16 protein-coding genes are annotated in these 13,512 nt (G+C 65.1%); 13 read left to right on the forward strand and 3 right to left on the reverse strand.

From position 1 onward, the window contains the following. The first annotated feature begins 160 nt into the window (after positions 1–160). The 11 genes from KVT32_RS00005 to KVT32_RS00055 all read left to right on the forward strand — a co-directional run bounded on the left by KVT32_RS00005 (position 161) and on the right by KVT32_RS00055 (position 8,760). On the forward strand, positions 161–1,138 hold the full coding sequence (locus tag KVT32_RS00005; RefSeq protein ID WP_152384906.1) for a hypothetical protein: 978 nt from the start codon (positions 161–163) through the stop codon (positions 1,136–1,138). Then, positions 1,135–1,296 carry a cbb3-type cytochrome oxidase assembly protein CcoS gene (gene ccoS, locus KVT32_RS00010; protein WP_062839088.1) on the forward strand — a complete coding sequence of 54 codons (162 nt, stop codon included), beginning with the start codon at positions 1,135–1,137 and terminating at the stop codon, positions 1,294–1,296. Before KVT32_RS00005 ends, ccoS begins: the two co-directional genes overlap by 4 nt. A 184-nt stretch (positions 1,297–1,480) precedes the next feature. After that, positions 1,481–2,968, forward strand: coding sequence for a cytochrome-c oxidase, cbb3-type subunit I (gene ccoN / locus KVT32_RS00015; RefSeq protein ID WP_056323933.1), 1,488 nt, complete (start codon positions 1,481–1,483; stop codon positions 2,966–2,968). A gap of 10 nt (positions 2,969–2,978) precedes the next feature. Further along, entirely contained in the window at positions 2,979–3,707 is a 729-nt protein-coding gene (gene ccoO, locus KVT32_RS00020) for a cytochrome-c oxidase, cbb3-type subunit II (protein ID WP_056323935.1), read from the forward strand. A 2-nt stretch (positions 3,708–3,709) separates the two neighbouring features. After that, entirely contained in the window at positions 3,710–3,886 is a 177-nt protein-coding gene (locus tag KVT32_RS00025; protein WP_056323938.1) for a cytochrome oxidase, read from the forward strand. After that, a complete protein-coding gene (gene ccoP, locus KVT32_RS00030; RefSeq protein WP_062839086.1) occupies positions 3,883–4,848 on the forward strand; it encodes a cytochrome-c oxidase, cbb3-type subunit III in 966 nt (321 codons plus the stop codon). The genes KVT32_RS00025 and ccoP overlap by 4 nt, the downstream gene beginning before the upstream one ends. 74 nt (positions 4,849–4,922) lie before the next feature. Further along, positions 4,923–6,413: a cytochrome c oxidase accessory protein CcoG gene (ccoG, locus tag KVT32_RS00035; RefSeq protein ID WP_128828608.1), complete on the forward strand. Its 1,491-nt coding sequence runs from the start codon at positions 4,923–4,925 to the stop codon at positions 6,411–6,413. Positions 6,414–6,449: 36 nt separating this feature from the next. Next, the gene (locus KVT32_RS00040; protein WP_062839085.1) at positions 6,450–6,722 is read left to right on the forward strand and encodes a FixH family protein; all 273 of its coding nucleotides are present in this window, start codon (positions 6,450–6,452) and stop codon (positions 6,720–6,722) included. 16 nt (positions 6,723–6,738) lie between these two features. Then, positions 6,739–6,975: a hypothetical protein gene (locus KVT32_RS00045; RefSeq protein WP_056323947.1), complete on the forward strand. Its 237-nt coding sequence runs from the start codon at positions 6,739–6,741 to the stop codon at positions 6,973–6,975. 103 nt (positions 6,976–7,078) lie between these two features. Then, positions 7,079–8,002, forward strand: a complete 924-nt coding sequence (locus tag KVT32_RS00050; protein WP_056324626.1) for an ABC transporter ATP-binding protein — start codon at positions 7,079–7,081, stop codon at positions 8,000–8,002. Beyond that, positions 7,999–8,760 carry an ABC transporter permease gene (locus KVT32_RS00055; protein WP_217617468.1) on the forward strand — a complete coding sequence of 254 codons (762 nt, stop codon included), beginning with the start codon at positions 7,999–8,001 and terminating at the stop codon, positions 8,758–8,760. The genes KVT32_RS00050 and KVT32_RS00055 overlap by 4 nt, the downstream gene beginning before the upstream one ends. Before the next feature lie 118 nt (positions 8,761–8,878). On the opposite strand, the gene KVT32_RS00060 is transcribed toward KVT32_RS00055, so the two are convergent. Together KVT32_RS00060 and KVT32_RS00065 are read right to left on the reverse strand one after the other, a co-directional pair. Then, on the reverse strand, positions 8,879–9,280 hold the full coding sequence (locus KVT32_RS00060) for a DUF4168 domain-containing protein (protein WP_152384903.1): 402 nt from the start codon (positions 9,278–9,280) through the stop codon (positions 8,879–8,881). Between the two features lie 210 nt (positions 9,281–9,490). Further along, the gene (locus KVT32_RS00065; RefSeq protein WP_175155864.1) at positions 9,491–10,306 is read right to left on the reverse strand and encodes a sulfite exporter TauE/SafE family protein; all 816 of its coding nucleotides are present in this window, start codon (positions 10,304–10,306) and stop codon (positions 9,491–9,493) included. Between the two features lie 151 nt (positions 10,307–10,457). Between KVT32_RS00065 and KVT32_RS00070 the strand changes: the two genes are divergently transcribed. Continuing rightward, on the forward strand, positions 10,458–11,255 hold the full coding sequence (locus KVT32_RS00070) for a helix-turn-helix domain-containing protein (protein WP_175155863.1): 798 nt from the start codon (positions 10,458–10,460) through the stop codon (positions 11,253–11,255). On the opposite strand, the gene KVT32_RS00075 is transcribed toward KVT32_RS00070, so the two are convergent. Further along, on the reverse strand, positions 11,252–11,896 hold the full coding sequence (locus KVT32_RS00075; protein ID WP_108697030.1) for a hemolysin III family protein: 645 nt from the start codon (positions 11,894–11,896) through the stop codon (positions 11,252–11,254). The genes KVT32_RS00070 and KVT32_RS00075 overlap by 4 nt on opposite strands. 474 nt (positions 11,897–12,370) lie before the next feature. On the opposite strand from KVT32_RS00075, the gene KVT32_RS00080 reads away from it, so the two are divergent. Beyond that, positions 12,371–13,501 carry a PHB depolymerase family esterase gene (locus KVT32_RS00080; RefSeq protein WP_152384899.1) on the forward strand — a complete coding sequence of 377 codons (1,131 nt, stop codon included), beginning with the start codon at positions 12,371–12,373 and terminating at the stop codon, positions 13,499–13,501. Positions 13,502–13,512 lie beyond the last annotated feature (11 nt).

Here is a 13,512-nt window from a genome sequence, read left to right on the forward strand (position 1 = left end):
GGACAGGGGGACGGACAGGGGGGGACGGACAGGGGGGGACGGACAGGGGGGGACGGACAGGGGGGGACGGACAGGGGGCGGCCGGTGCGGCGGCAAATCGCCACGACCGCCTTGATTCAGATCAAGGCGGCCGGGGGCGGGCCTGATTACCATCGCCATCATGCGTGCCAAATCCATTTTCGCCGTCCCGGCCAGCCTGCCCGACGCCGACCGCCAGCAACGCCGCCACGCGCTGGTGCGGCTGTCGCTCGCGTGGCTGGCGATGATGCAGGTCATGATGTTCGCGTGGCCCGGCTATCTGCGCCACGAATCCATGCCCGCCGACGCGCTCGAAACCCTGGATTGGGCCATCGTCCTCATGAACTGGGCCAGCTTCGCGCTGACCGTGCCCGTTGTCCTGTATTCGGCATGGCCCATCTGGCGCCATGCCGGCGCCAACCTGCGGCAGGGGCGCGCCGGCATGGACGTGCCCGTGGCGCTTGGCATCGTCGCCGCCTTCATCCCCAGCGTGCACGCCACCTACACCGGCCACGGCGAAGTCTATTTCGACTCGGTCACGATGTTCGTGGCGTTCCTGCTCACCGCGCGCTACCTCGAACTGTGCGCCCGCCAATCGTTCGGCGGCGCGGGTTCCGCCGGCCGCCGCCATGCCCGCGTCGAAGACCAGCGTCTGCTATTGGGGGCGCGCGCCGACCGCGTGGCGTCCCGGTTCGTCCTGGCGCAGGTGGCGCTGGCGCTGGCGGCCGCCGCCGGCTGGGCCTACATCGATCCCGCCCACAGCATTCCCGTCATGGTGGCGCTGCTGGTCATGAGCTGCCCCTGCGCCATGTCCATGGCCGTGCCCACCGCCATGGCGTCCGCGCACAGCGCCCTGGCGGCGCACCCCGACATGCCCGAGTCCGCGCTGGACGCGCTGCTTGCCGAGGCGCGGCGCAAGGCGCGGCAGAACCTTTACGGCTCGCTCGTCTGGCACCTGCTGATGACGCCGCTGGCCCTGGTCGGCTGGGTCACGCCCTGGCTGGCTGCCATCACCATGCTGCTGTCGTCGCTAGCGGTGGCCTACAACTCGTGGCGCCTGTGCCGCCGCGACTGGTCGGGCGCCACGGCGGCCGGCAGCGCGCTCGGGGCGGCATCATGACCATCCTCTACCTTCTGCTGCCGCTCTCGCTGCTCTTTGTCCTGGCCATCGGCGTATCGCTGTGGTGGGCCGTTTTCAATGGCCAGTACGACGACACCGACAACGCCGGCACGGCCATCCTGCGCGACGACGACAGCGGCGCCGCCGGCCGCCGCTGACGGTCGCGCGCCCCTCGCCGCGGCCGCCGGCCAGGTCTTTTCACGGCCAGATACCCCTAAGAGCGTTGCGGTTATGCAGCGATGTCCAAGGCGTCGCACCCCGGTTGATCCAAATCAACGCCGACTCCTGTGACTAGTCCCATCATCGAAGCCTGGAAGTTCTTGTTACTTTAGGGGATGGGTGATGAACGATTGCCCCGCAATCGCAAGCAAGTCCGATACCTTCAACTACAAGGTCGTGAGGCAGTTCGCAATCATGACCGTGGTCTGGGGCATTGTCGGCATGGCTGTCGGTGTGTTTCTTGCCGCGCAGCTAATTTGGCCTCAGTTGAATTTCGACACCGCATGGCTCAGCTACGGCCGCCTGCGCCCGCTGCACACCAACGCCGTGATCTTCGCCTTCGGCGGCAGCGCTCTTTTCGCGACGTCCTACTACGTCGTGCAGCGCACCTGTCAGGCGCGCCTGTTCTGCGACAAACTCGCCGCCTTCACGTTCTGGGGCTGGCAGGTCGTCATCGTCGCGGCCGCGATTACCTTGCCCATGGGTTTTACCAGCAGCAAGGAATACGCCGAACTCGAATGGCCCATCGACATCCTGATCACGCTGGTCTGGGTCGCCTACGCCATCGTGTTCTTCGGCACCATCATCAAGCGCCGGTCCAAGCACATCTACGTCGCCAACTGGTTCTTCGGCTCGTACATCCTCACCATCGCCATCCTGCACATCTTCAACAACATTGAAATGCCGGTGTCGATGTGGAAGTCCTACTCCGCCTACGCCGGCGTGCAGGACGCCATGGTGCAGTGGTGGTACGGCCACAACGCGGTGGGCTTCTTCCTGACCACCAGCTTCCTGGGCATGATGTATTACTTCGTGCCCAAGCAGGCCGGCCGTCCCATCTACTCGTATCGCCTGTCCATCGTCCACTTCTGGGCGCTGGCCTTCACGTACATGTGGGCGGGCCCGCACCACCTGCTGTACACGTCGCTGCCCGACTGGACCCAGTCGCTGGGCATGACCTTCTCGCTGATCCTGCTGGCGCCTTCCTGGGGCGGCATGATCAACGGCATCATGACCCTGCAGGGCGCCTGGTACAAGCTGCGCACCGATCCGATCCTGAAGTTCATGGTCACCGCGCTGTCGTTCTACGGCATGTCCACGTTCGAAGGCTCGATGATGTCGATCCGCACCGTGAACGCGCTGTCGCACTACACGGACTGGACCATCGGCCACGTGCACTCCGGCGCGCTGGGCTGGGTCGCCATGATTTCGTTCGGCTCGCTCTACTACCTGATCCCGCGCCTGTACGGCCGCGAAAAGATGTACAGCGTCAAGGCCATCGAACTGCACTTCTGGATCGCGACCATCGGCGTGGTGCTGTACATCGCCGCCATGTGGATCGCCGGCGTGCAGCAAGGCCTGATGTGGCGCGACACGGCGCCGGACGGCACCCTGGTCTACAGCTTCGTCGAAGAACTGAAGACGCGCGTTCCGTACTACCTGATCCGTTTGCTGGGTGGAACCCTGTTCTTGTGCGGTGTGTTCGTCATGGCCTGGAACGTATGGAAGACGGTGAGCGGCGCCACGGCGGTCAATCCCGCCATTCCGCAAGACGATCCCCATGCCGCCCGTCCGACGGTCCCCGCGACCGCCGTGCCGGCCACTGTTTGACGAGGACATCATGGCCAACAAGAATCACGGCTTCTTTTCTCACCAGACCCTCGAGAAGAACATCGGCTGGATGATCATCGCCAGCATCCTGGTGGTCTCCTTCGCAGGGCTGGTCCAGATCATCCCGCTGTTCTTCCAGCACAGCACCACCCAGCCCGTGGCGGGCGTCGAACCCTACAGCCCGCTGCGGCTGATGGGCCGCGACGTCTACATCCGCGAAGGCTGCGTGGGCTGCCACTCGCAGCAGGTCCGCGTGCTCGCCGCCGAGGTCCAGCGCTACGGGTCGTACTCCGTGGCGGCTGAATCGGTCTTCGACCATCCGTTCCTGTGGGGCTCCAAGCGTACCGGCCCCGACCTGGCCCGCGTGGGCGAGCGTTACTCCGACGACTGGCACCGCATCCACCTGCGCGATCCGCGCAAGGTGGTGCCGGAATCCAACATGCCCGCCTATCCGTGGCTTGAAAAGACGGTCATCACCGGCCAGAACGTCGACCAGCGCATGCGTGCCCTGCGCGCCCTGGGCGTGCCCTACACCGACGAGGAAATCGCCGCCGCGCCGAAGGCCATCGAAGGCAAGACCGAAGAAGACGCGCTGGTGGCCTACCTGCAAGGGTTGGGCGTAGGCGTTCGCAAGGCGCAGCTGGCCAAGCAGGCTGAAGAAGCCAAGAAGGCCGAAGAAGCCAAGAAGTCCCAGCAGTCCTCGGCGCAGCCGGCCGCTCAAGCGGCCTCGGGAGGCTGATCATGGTCGGCTATATCAGCGCAATCGTCACCGCCATCTCGATGGCGACCTTTTTCGGCATCGTCTGGTGGGCCTGCTCGCGCGGCCGCCAGAGCGCCAACCGCGAATCGGCCATGCTGCCGTTCGCACTGCCCGATGAATTCGGGCAGGCACAACAAGATGGAGCGAATCGGTCATGAGCGATTTCGTCAATGGCTTCTGGGGGTATTTCATCTCGATCGTCGCCGTGGGCGGGGTGGTGTGGTGCGTGTGGCTGCTGTACACGCAACGCCGCTGGCTCAGCGCCAAGCCGGCCAGTGGCCAGGTCGAGGACACCGGCCACGTCTGGGACGGCGACCTGACCGAGCTCAACAACCCGGTCCCCACCTGGTGGACGTGGATGTATCTGCTGGCCTGCGCCTTTGCGCTGGGTTACCTGTTCCTGATGCCGGGCCTGGGCGAGTACAAGGGCAAGCTGGGATACAGCAGCACCGAGGAAGTGGCGCAGCAGCAGGCCAAGATGGCCGAGGCCGTGCGTCCCATCTACGCGCGCTTCGAAACCATGACCGTGCCGCAGATCGCACAGGATCCGGGCGCCCGCGAAATCGGCCAGCGCCTCTTCCTGAACACCTGCGCGCAATGCCACGGTTCCGACGCCAAGGGCGCGCCCAGCTTCCCCAACCTGACCGACGGCGACTGGCTGCACGGCGGCTCGCCCGAAGCCATCATGCAAACGATCAAGCAAGGCCGCCACGGCATCATGCCGCCCTGGAAGGACTCGATCGATCCCAAGATGGCCGGCGACATCGCGCAGTACGTGCGTTCGCTGTCGGGCCTGACCGCCGATCCGGTCCGCGTGTTCCGCGGCAAGCGCGAGTTCGCCAACTTCTGCGTCGCCTGTCACGGTGTCGATGGCAAGGGCAACCAGCTCGTCGGCGCGCCGAACCTGACCGACGACGTCTGGCTCTACGGCAGCTCGGAAGCCAGCATCGTCAAGACCATTCTTGAAGGCCGCGACAACCGCATGCCGGCACACGAACACATCCTGAGCCCCGAGCAGATCAAGATCCTGACTGCCTGGGTCTGGGGTCTGTCGAACAAGCCCGATGCGCAGAAGCAGGCCGCCGCATCGCCCGCCGAATCCGGCGCGGCCAAGCAGTGAGCCGGCAGCACGTAAATGGACGGCCGCGCAGCGGCCTTCCATATCACTAAGCACTAACCAGCACGGAGCAGCAAATGGAAGATGGGTCAACCGCAAGCGTCAGCAGTTCGCCTGGCGGTGACCCGCCGCCTTGGCGGCCGCATACGCGGCCGCCGCGTCCTGGCCAGGAAACCCTGGAACAGACGCTGGCGGGGGTGCGAAGCAAGATCTACCCGCGGTCCGTCAGCGGCATATTTGCCCGCTGGCGCATCGCGTTCGTCTTCATCACGCAGATCATCTTCTACGGTTTGCCCTGGCTGCAATGGAACGGGCGACAGGCCGTGCTGTTCGACCTGGGCGCGCGCAAGTTCTATTTGTTCGGACTGGTGCTCTGGCCGCAGGACGTCGTCTATCTTGCCGTGCTGCTGGTCATCTCGGCATTGGCGCTGTTTCTTTTCACGGCGGTGGCCGGGCGCCTGTTCTGCGGCTACGCCTGTCCGCAAACCGTCTACACCGAAATCTTCATGTGGATCGAGCGCAAGGTCGAAGGCGACCGCATTGCGCGCATCCGCCTGGACGAATCGCCCTGGACCTGGCGCAAGTTCCGCCTGAAATTCACCAAGCACTTCCTGTGGATCGCGCTGGCGTGGTGGACGGGATCCACGTTCATCGGCTACTTCGCGCCCATCCGCGAACTCGGCCACGAACTGTTCGCGCTCCAGCTCGGGCCGTGGCAATGGTTCTGGATGCTGTTCTACGGCTTTGCCACCTGGGGCAATGCCGGCTTCATGCGCGAATCGGTGTGCAAGTACATGTGCCCTTACGCTCGCTTCCAGAGCGTGATGGTCGATCCGGACACGTTCGTCGTCACGTACGACAAGCGCCGGGGCGACCCGCGCGGCGGCCGCTCGCGCAAGGTCGACCACAAGGCGCAAGGGCTGGGCGACTGTGTCGACTGCAGTCTCTGCGTGCAGGTCTGTCCGACGGGCATCGACATCCGTGACGGCCTGCAATACATGTGCATCGGCTGCGGCGCGTGCATCGACGCCTGTGAGCAGGTGATGGACAAGATGCAGTACGAACCCGGTCTCATCCGCTACACGTCCGAGCGCGCCATGCTGGACGGCCTGTCCACCAAGAGCGCGCGGTCGCATCTGCTGCGGCCTCGCGTGCTGATCTACGGCACGTTGATCCTGATTCTGGCGGTGGCCTTCGTGGCCTCGCTGGTGGTCCGCAACCCGTTGCGCGTCGACGTCATCCGAGACCGCGGCGTGCTGGGCCGCGAGGTGGCGGGCGGCATGATCGAAAACGTTTACCGCCTGCAGATCATCAACACCTCGGACGCGCCAATGCGCCTGCGCCTGACGGCCGAAGGCATGCCCGACCTGGCGGTGATGGCGGGGCAGCAGGGATCGGACGTGGTCGAGGTCGAGCCGGCCGCCAACAAGCTGGTGCCGATGGTCATCCGCGCCCCGGCGGGGGCCACGCCCGGCGCGCATGCCATCACGCTGCGGGCCAAGGGGCAGGACGGCGAGAACCGCCAGGTCGAAACCGATGAAGCCGCCAGTTTCTACGTGCCCGAGTAGGGCTGACACTCGCCCTGGGCACTACAAGGACATTTCATGAACGCTGCACACATCACCCTCGAATCCGCCGACCCGGCGCATCCCGTCAAGCCCTGGTACCGCGAGCCCTGGCCGTGGATCCTGATGGCGGGTCCGTTTGCCGCCATGATAGGCTGCTTCATCACGATCTACTTTGCGATGACCCAGTTTGCCAGCCAGCCCATCCAGGAGGGCGTGGTCAAGCGGGGGCTGGTCATCGAACAGACCGCGCCTGCCGCGGCCGGGACGCAGTCGCCGGCGGCTGCCAGCCCGGCAGCCGCCAAACCTTGATCGGGGGAGTGCACGCATGGGATTGCGATCGCTGATGTGGATCCTGTGGCCATCGTTTTTGGCCGCCGCAGCGGGAAGCGCGCTGATCTTCGCCCTGATCGACCCGCTGGACGTGACCATTTTTGGATACGTTCCCACGGGCCGCATGGGCTTTTACACCGTATCGTTTTTCGTCTTGTGGGTGATGGCCGGCTTTTCCAGCGCGCTGACGGCCTACCTGATGCCAAAGGTGGAAGAGGACGAAGACTTCTAAGGCCAGTGTTTCCAAAAATCAAACACACCGTTCCGCCACGCTGAACAAGCAGGGTCTGCGCGGCGGGTAAAATCCTCCGGCTATGGTCAAGTTGGGGGCTCGCGTGCAGCCAGTCATTTCAGTACAAGGCTTATCCAAGCAATATGCGTCCGGATTCCAGGCGCTCAAGAACGTCAACCTGGACATCCAGCGCGGCGAGATTTTTGCGTTGCTCGGGCCGAACGGCGCGGGCAAGACCACGCTGATCAGCATCATCTGCGGCATCGTGAATCCCACCCAGGGCAAGGTGCTGGCCGACGGTCACGATATCGTGACGGACTTTCGCGCCGCGCGGTCCAAGATCGGATTGGTGCCGCAGGAAATTTCCACTGACGCCTTTGAAAGCGTGTGGAACACCGTCACCTTCAGCCGCGGGCTGTTCGGCAAGCCGGCGGATCCCGCCTATATTGAAAAGGTCCTGCGCGAGCTGTCGCTGTGGGACAAGAAAGACAGCCGCATCATGGCGCTGTCCGGCGGCATGAAGCGGCGAGTCATGATCGCCAAGGCGCTGTCGCACGAACCGGCCATCCTGTTCCTGGACGAGCCCACCGCGGGCGTCGACGTCGAATTGCGGCGCGGCATGTGGGAAATGGTGCGTCGGCTGCGCGAAAGCGGCGTCACCATCATCCTCACCACGCACTACATCGAAGAAGCCCAGGAAATGGCGGACCGCATCGGCGTCATCCGCAAGGGCGAGATCATCCTGGTCGAGGAAAAGAACGCGCTCATGGCCAAGCTGGGCAAGCGCCAGCTTGCGCTGACGTTGAAGGCGCCGCTGCCGGGCATCCCCACGGCGCTGGACGCCTACCAGCTTGAGCTGTCCGCCGATGGCTACAAGCTGGTCTATACCTATGACAACGAACGGGGCGGCGACATCTCGCGTCTGCTGCAGGACCTGAGCCGCCTGCAGATCGAATTTGCGGACCTGAATACCTCGGAAAGCTCGCTCGAGGACATCTTTGTCAGCCTGGTGCACGGTCAATCATGAACTTCTACGCCATACGCGCCATCTACCTTTTCGAAATGGCCCGCGCCTGGCGCACGCTGATGCAAAGCGTGCTGTCGCCGGTGATTTCGACCTCGCTTTATTTTGTCGTGTTCGGCTCGGCCATCGGATCGCACATGGTCCAAATCGACGGTGTGAGCTACGGCGCGTTCATCGTGCCCGGCATGATCATGCTGTCGCTGCTGACGCAAAGTGTCGCCAACGCCTCGTTCGGCATCTACATGCCACGCTTTTCCGGCACGATCTACGAGATCCATTCGGCGCCGATCTCCTACGTGGAGATCCTGATGGGCTACGTGGGAGCGGCTGCCAGCAAGTCCATCATCCTGGGCCTCATCATGCTGGCCACCGCGCGGCTGTTCGTGACCTTCGACGTCGCGCACCCGTTCTGGATGCTGTCCTTCCTGGTGTTGACTGCGGTGACGTTCAGCCTGTTCGGCTTCATCATCGGCATCTGGGCCGACGGCTTTGAAAAGCTGCAGATCATTCCGCTGATGATCATCACGCCCCTGACGTTCCTGGGCGGCACGTTCTATTCCATCAACATGCTGCCGCCGTTCTGGCAGACCGTCACGCTGTTCAATCCCGTGGTCTACCTGGTCAGCGGTTTCCGCTGGGCGTTTTTCGGGGTGTCGGACGTCAGTATCGAAATCAGCGTGGGCATGACACTGGTCTTCCTGGTGGCGTGCCTGATTGGCGTGCGTTGGATCTTCAAGACGGGTTATCGCCTGAAGACTTGACAGGTCCAGTGAACAAGGCGCCGCGCCCCAGCAGGGAGCGCGGCGCCGAGTCATCGAATTAGCCGCGTCGTACGCGAGCGGAATCCGATGTGGTGTCCGTTTGGGATGCCGTTGCAGGTCAGCGCTGCGCCGGCGCCATCTTCATCAGACGGTCGCGAAGCTGGGGATCTTGCTGCACGGCTTGGCCAATACCGTTGAATTCCTCGACCGACAGCCCATCGGCGCGGACAAGTTTGACCATCTTGGCGTCCGCTTCCTGAACGACCTTCTGCTTGGCGTCATCTGTCTTGGCGGCATCGACCTTGGGACGGTATTCGTCAACGACGCCCGAAATCTTCTGCGAAGCCGAAGCGAACTTCTGCAATTGTTGATCCGTCGGTTTCTGGATGGCGGGAGCCATGCCGGGCTGGGCCTGCGTCTGCGCCGGGGCCTGCGCGCTTTGTTGAGCCAGGGCGGGTGCACCGGACAGCGCCGTCGTCAGCACGGCGGCGGATAGGAATGCAAAAGTGGAACGCTGCATGAAAACTCCTTGTTCCGGTTGATAGTCCGACCATGATGACGATCCGGGCGGCCAGGGGACAAGTTTCGCGATGTGTTTTCCTGTTTCGGCAGGCCACGAGACGACCGAGCCTGTGCGGGGGGCGCCCCGGGGCCGCGTCCGAAACGTTTTGCGCGGTTTCGTAGTCGCTGCTGGCCGCGATGTTTCCTTAGGTTTGCCGAAAATCGAGGGTTAGAGCGCGATCATGCTCAACATGACGAGAATCAGCAGCAGCACGTAGACGCGGGCGTGCACACGGTCGGGGATGCGCGGGATCAGCGGGGCGGCAAGGTGAATCCCGGCCAGCGACCCCATCGCAAGCACCGCGAAGGCCAATATGTCCACATACCCCACAATCCACGGCGCCAGCGCGTGGGGCAGGTCGCGCGCGGCGGCCAGGTAGGCCAGCGTGCCCGCCAGCGCGACCGGCAGCGATAGCGGATTGGCCATGGCGGCGGCCTTGGCCATGGGCAGGCCCCGCCGGCGCAGCAGCGGCACGGTCATGACGCTGCCTCCCACCCCTAGAAACGCGGCAATCATTCCGATGACGACGCCGCCGCCCATCGCAGTGATGCGGTCCAGCCCGCGCGGCCCCGCACCGTCTCGCCCAGACATGAAGCCCTGGCGCAGCACGCAATCCAGGACAGTCGCCGCCAGATAGACGATGAATGCATGGCGCACGAAGTCGCCGCCGGCGTGCATGGCGGCAAGCGCGCCCAGCAGTGCGCCCGCCGCGATATAACCCGCCAGCGGCCAGACGTATTCACCGATAAGGTTGCCGGCGCGCCAATGCTTGCGCGTGGCCGAGACCGAGTTGACGATCATCACGCACGTGGAAGTGGCCACCGCGATGTGCATCGCCGACTGGCGCATCGCGTCGTCCGCGCCATGCAGCGACGTCAACACCCCATATAGGGCCGGCACCACCACGAAACCCCCGCCAAAGCCGAACAGCACCGTCGTGACGCCGCTCAGACCGCCAAACAGCGCCAACACCAGATAAATCATGTCGTTGCCCAATCAGGAAAAGCGCCACGATAGGACGCCGGCGATTGGCCCGCTTTCGAGGGTGGGACAATGATGTCTTCGTTTCGGCCAACGCCTTGCGCCTTGGACGCGTCGCATCCAAGCTGGCGCGTCGATCCCGGCAGAGCCCCCCATGCGCAATACCCATATCGACCGCTACGACAACCTGGACCGCCCGGTGGTGGCCATCGGCAACGACTATCCGCCCGGCGGTCTGCTGCCGGCGCACGCGCATCGGCGCGCGCAGTTGCTGTACGGGGCGACGGGCGTCATGCACGTCGTGACGCGCGACGGCAATTGGGTGGTGCCGCCGCAACGCGCCGTCTGGATTCCGGCGGGTGTGACGCATCAGGTCCGCATGCTGGGCGTCAGCACGCGCAGCGCGTACATCGAGCCGGGCGCGGCGCGCGCGGACCGCACTGTCTGCGAGGTGATTGAAGTGTCCGCGCTGATGCGCGAGTTGTTGCTGGAGGCGGTGGATATGCCCGCCGCCTATGATCCGCGCGGCCGGGATGGGGCACTGGCTGCCTTGCTGCTGCACGAGATCGAGCGCGCGGCGGTTCTGCCCCTGCATATTCCGCTGCCGCGCGACAGGCGCCTGGCGCCGCTATGCCGCGCCTTCATTGCCGCGCCGGATGCGCGGATGCCGCCGCAGGCATGGGCCGACCGGCTGCACGTAAGCCTGCGCACGTTCAGCCGGGTTTTCCGGCAGCATACGGGCATGTCGTATCTGGCCTGGCGGCAGCGCGCTTGTGTGGTGCTGGCGCTGGCGCGCCTGGCCGAGGGCGACCCCGTCACGGCCATTGCGCTGGATTTCGGGTATCAAAGCCCTGCGGCGTTTTCAACGATGTTCCGTCGCGTGCTGGGCCATCCCCCTACGGCATATTTGCGGCAGGCGCCCGCGGCTGCCCGGGCGCCGCTGCGGCGTTAGGCGGCGTACCAGAACACGGCAAAGAAGTGGCAGACGGTGCCGGCCAGCACGAACAGATGCCAGATGAAATGGCTGTAGCGCCAGCGGTTGTCGAAGACGAAAAACACCACGCCGCCGGTGTACGCCAGGCCGCCCGCCACGAGCCACCACAGCCCCCCCGACGGCACCAGCTCAAGCAGCGGTTTGACCGCGATGACGACGATCCAGCCCATTGCCAGGTACAGGCCGGTGGACAGCGCGGGCCGGTTGAGCCGCTTGCTCGCCTTCAGGCCCACGCCCAGCAGCGCCAGGCCCCAGACGAGTCCAAAGAGGGTCCAGCCCCACGGTCCGCGCAGCGCGCCCAGCGCGAACGGCGTGTAGGTGCCGGCGATGAGCAGGTAGATGGCCGAATGGTCCAGTACGTTGAAGATCTGCTTGGCGCGGCACCGCGGCAGCGCGTGATAGATGGTGGACGCGAGGTACAGCAGGCACATCGACGCCGCGAATACGGCGGCGCCGGCAATGAAGGCCGCATCGCCCTGGCGCACTGCGGCGGCGATCAGGAGCGGTGCGCCAGCCAGCGCGCCTGCGGCGCCAAGTCCGTGGCTGATGCTGTTGGCGATTTCTTCGCCCAGGGTCTGGGGTCGGTCGTTGGGAAACATGGGGGACCTGTTTGTGACAAGTTGCCCACCATAGGCCTTTTGGTTCGGGCGCTCAAGCGCAAGGGTTCAATTCGGCCGGCCGATACCGGAAAGATTTGATCTGGTGCAAGGTTGAGACCCAGGGAGGCGATCCCGGCGAGTGGGGCGAACAGGACGAGCCGCGCAGGCAAGGTGGTTAGTTACTCTGTGATACATTTAACGCGCGAATTTGACGCGAACGAACTGCCCGGCAGAGGCGGCGCGCGTTCTTCACTTTGGGCTTGCACGTCGGCCGCGCGTGGCGCGGCCGTGATCGACACTCTTAGGAGAAGCACCCATGAATCCGGCACTCGGCGTCACGGTTGGAAAGTTCTCATCACGCGCCAGGCATCTGTCTTGCGAAGCGGCATAGCCGCGGCGACCGCCGTCTGGCGCTGACGCCCTCGGCTCCTCCGGATGGCGCGGCAAACAGGAACTTCCGAACAGGCCCACTCAATGGCGCGCAGTTTCAGCAGTCTGTTTTTCAAAGCGGCAAAGAAGATCACCCGGCTCCAACGCGCGGCGATGCGCCTGGCGGCACCAAAACCCGCCCGCAAGCGCGCGGCCCCGGCCCGCAAGAAGGCTGCCGGCGTCACGACCGGACGCGCAGCGAAAACGGCGCGGCCCGCTGGCGCCGCGGGCGCGGGCAGGGCGGCAGCGGCCGAGACGGCGCCGCTGGGCGCCGGGCGCTGGGAAGCCTTGCGCCAATTCTCTGACAAGACGGGTCGCAGGCTGGCCTTTTCGCGCTACACCCCGGCCACCGCCCCGCCCGCGGGAATGCCGCTGGTCGTGATGCTGCACGGCTGCCGGCAGACCTCAGTGGCTTTCGCGCGCGGGTCGCGCATGAACCAGTGGGCCGATGCCGGCGGCTTCATGGTGTTGTATCCGCAGCAATCGCTGGCGCGTCAGGTGCAGCGCTGCTGGCGCTGGTTTCAGCCCGACGACGACCATGGCGGCGCCGAGGCCGACCTGATCGCGGCGCTGATCCGATCCGAAGTGGCGCGCCACGGCGTCGATCCCGAACGCATCTATGTGGCGGGCCTGTCGGCGGGCGCGGGCATGGCGGCGCTGGTTGCGTTGCGGCATCCGCGCCTGATCGCCGCCGTGGCCATGCATTCGGGACCGGTCGTGGGCGACGCGCACAACGCGGGCCACGGCCTGGGCACCATGCGGCGCGGCAGCATCAAGCCGCTTGCCCCGCTGCTGGAGTCGGTCTCGGATCCCGCCGTCTTCGAACTGGGGATGCCGGCGCTGATTCTGCATGGCCAGCTCGATCCCGCCGTGGCGCCCCGCAACGCCAAGCAGCTCTTCGAACAATTCCGCACGTTAAATACCGCCGATCCGCATGCGTTGCCGGTCGAACGCGTGCTGGGCCTGGGCACCGAAAAGGCCTACCGCCGGGTGGACGTGCTGCGGGGCCGCAAGACCGTGTTGCGCCTGTGTGAAATCACGCGGCTGGAACATGCCTGGAGCGGGGGCGATCCGTCCATCCGTTATCACGCGCGCAGTGGCCCGGATGCCTCGGCGCTGGTGTGGCGGTTCTTTCAGGGGCAGCGGCGCACGGGGGCGATTGCCGGGGCGCAGTGAGCGCGCGGGAT

It is taken from the genome of Achromobacter sp. GbtcB20, assembly GCF_019091095.1.
GTDB lineage: Bacteria > Pseudomonadota > Gammaproteobacteria > Burkholderiales > Burkholderiaceae_B > Achromobacter > Achromobacter mucicolens.

Bases quoted from the DNA above. Each gene is read 5' to 3' on its own strand.
- KVT32_RS00005 (WP_152384906.1), top strand. From the start codon at position 161: ATGCGTGCCAAATCCATTTTCGCCGTCCCGGCCAGCCTGCCCGACGCC.
- ccoS (WP_062839088.1), top strand. From the start codon at position 1,135: ATGACCATCCTCTACCTTCTGCTGCCGCTCTCGCTGCTCTTTGTCCTG.
- ccoN (WP_056323933.1), top strand. From the start codon at position 1,481: ATGAACGATTGCCCCGCAATCGCAAGCAAGTCCGATACCTTCAACTAC.
- ccoO (WP_056323935.1), top strand. From the start codon at position 2,979: ATGGCCAACAAGAATCACGGCTTCTTTTCTCACCAGACCCTCGAGAAG.
- KVT32_RS00025 (WP_056323938.1), top strand. From the start codon at position 3,710: ATGGTCGGCTATATCAGCGCAATCGTCACCGCCATCTCGATGGCGACC.
- ccoP (WP_062839086.1), top strand. From the start codon at position 3,883: ATGAGCGATTTCGTCAATGGCTTCTGGGGGTATTTCATCTCGATCGTC.
- ccoG (WP_128828608.1), top strand. From the start codon at position 4,923: ATGGAAGATGGGTCAACCGCAAGCGTCAGCAGTTCGCCTGGCGGTGAC.
- KVT32_RS00040 (WP_062839085.1), top strand. From the start codon at position 6,450: ATGAACGCTGCACACATCACCCTCGAATCCGCCGACCCGGCGCATCCC.
- KVT32_RS00045 (WP_056323947.1), top strand. From the start codon at position 6,739: ATGGGATTGCGATCGCTGATGTGGATCCTGTGGCCATCGTTTTTGGCC.
- KVT32_RS00055 (WP_217617468.1), top strand. From the start codon at position 7,999: ATGAACTTCTACGCCATACGCGCCATCTACCTTTTCGAAATGGCCCGC.
- KVT32_RS00060 (WP_152384903.1), bottom strand. From the start codon at position 9,280: ATGCAGCGTTCCACTTTTGCATTCCTATCCGCCGCCGTGCTGACGACG.
- KVT32_RS00065 (WP_175155864.1), bottom strand. From the start codon at position 10,306: ATGATTTATCTGGTGTTGGCGCTGTTTGGCGGTCTGAGCGGCGTCACG.
- KVT32_RS00070 (WP_175155863.1), top strand. From the start codon at position 10,458: ATGCGCAATACCCATATCGACCGCTACGACAACCTGGACCGCCCGGTG.
- KVT32_RS00075 (WP_108697030.1), bottom strand. From the start codon at position 11,896: ATGTTTCCCAACGACCGACCCCAGACCCTGGGCGAAGAAATCGCCAAC.
- KVT32_RS00080 (WP_152384899.1), top strand. From the start codon at position 12,371: ATGGCGCGCAGTTTCAGCAGTCTGTTTTTCAAAGCGGCAAAGAAGATC.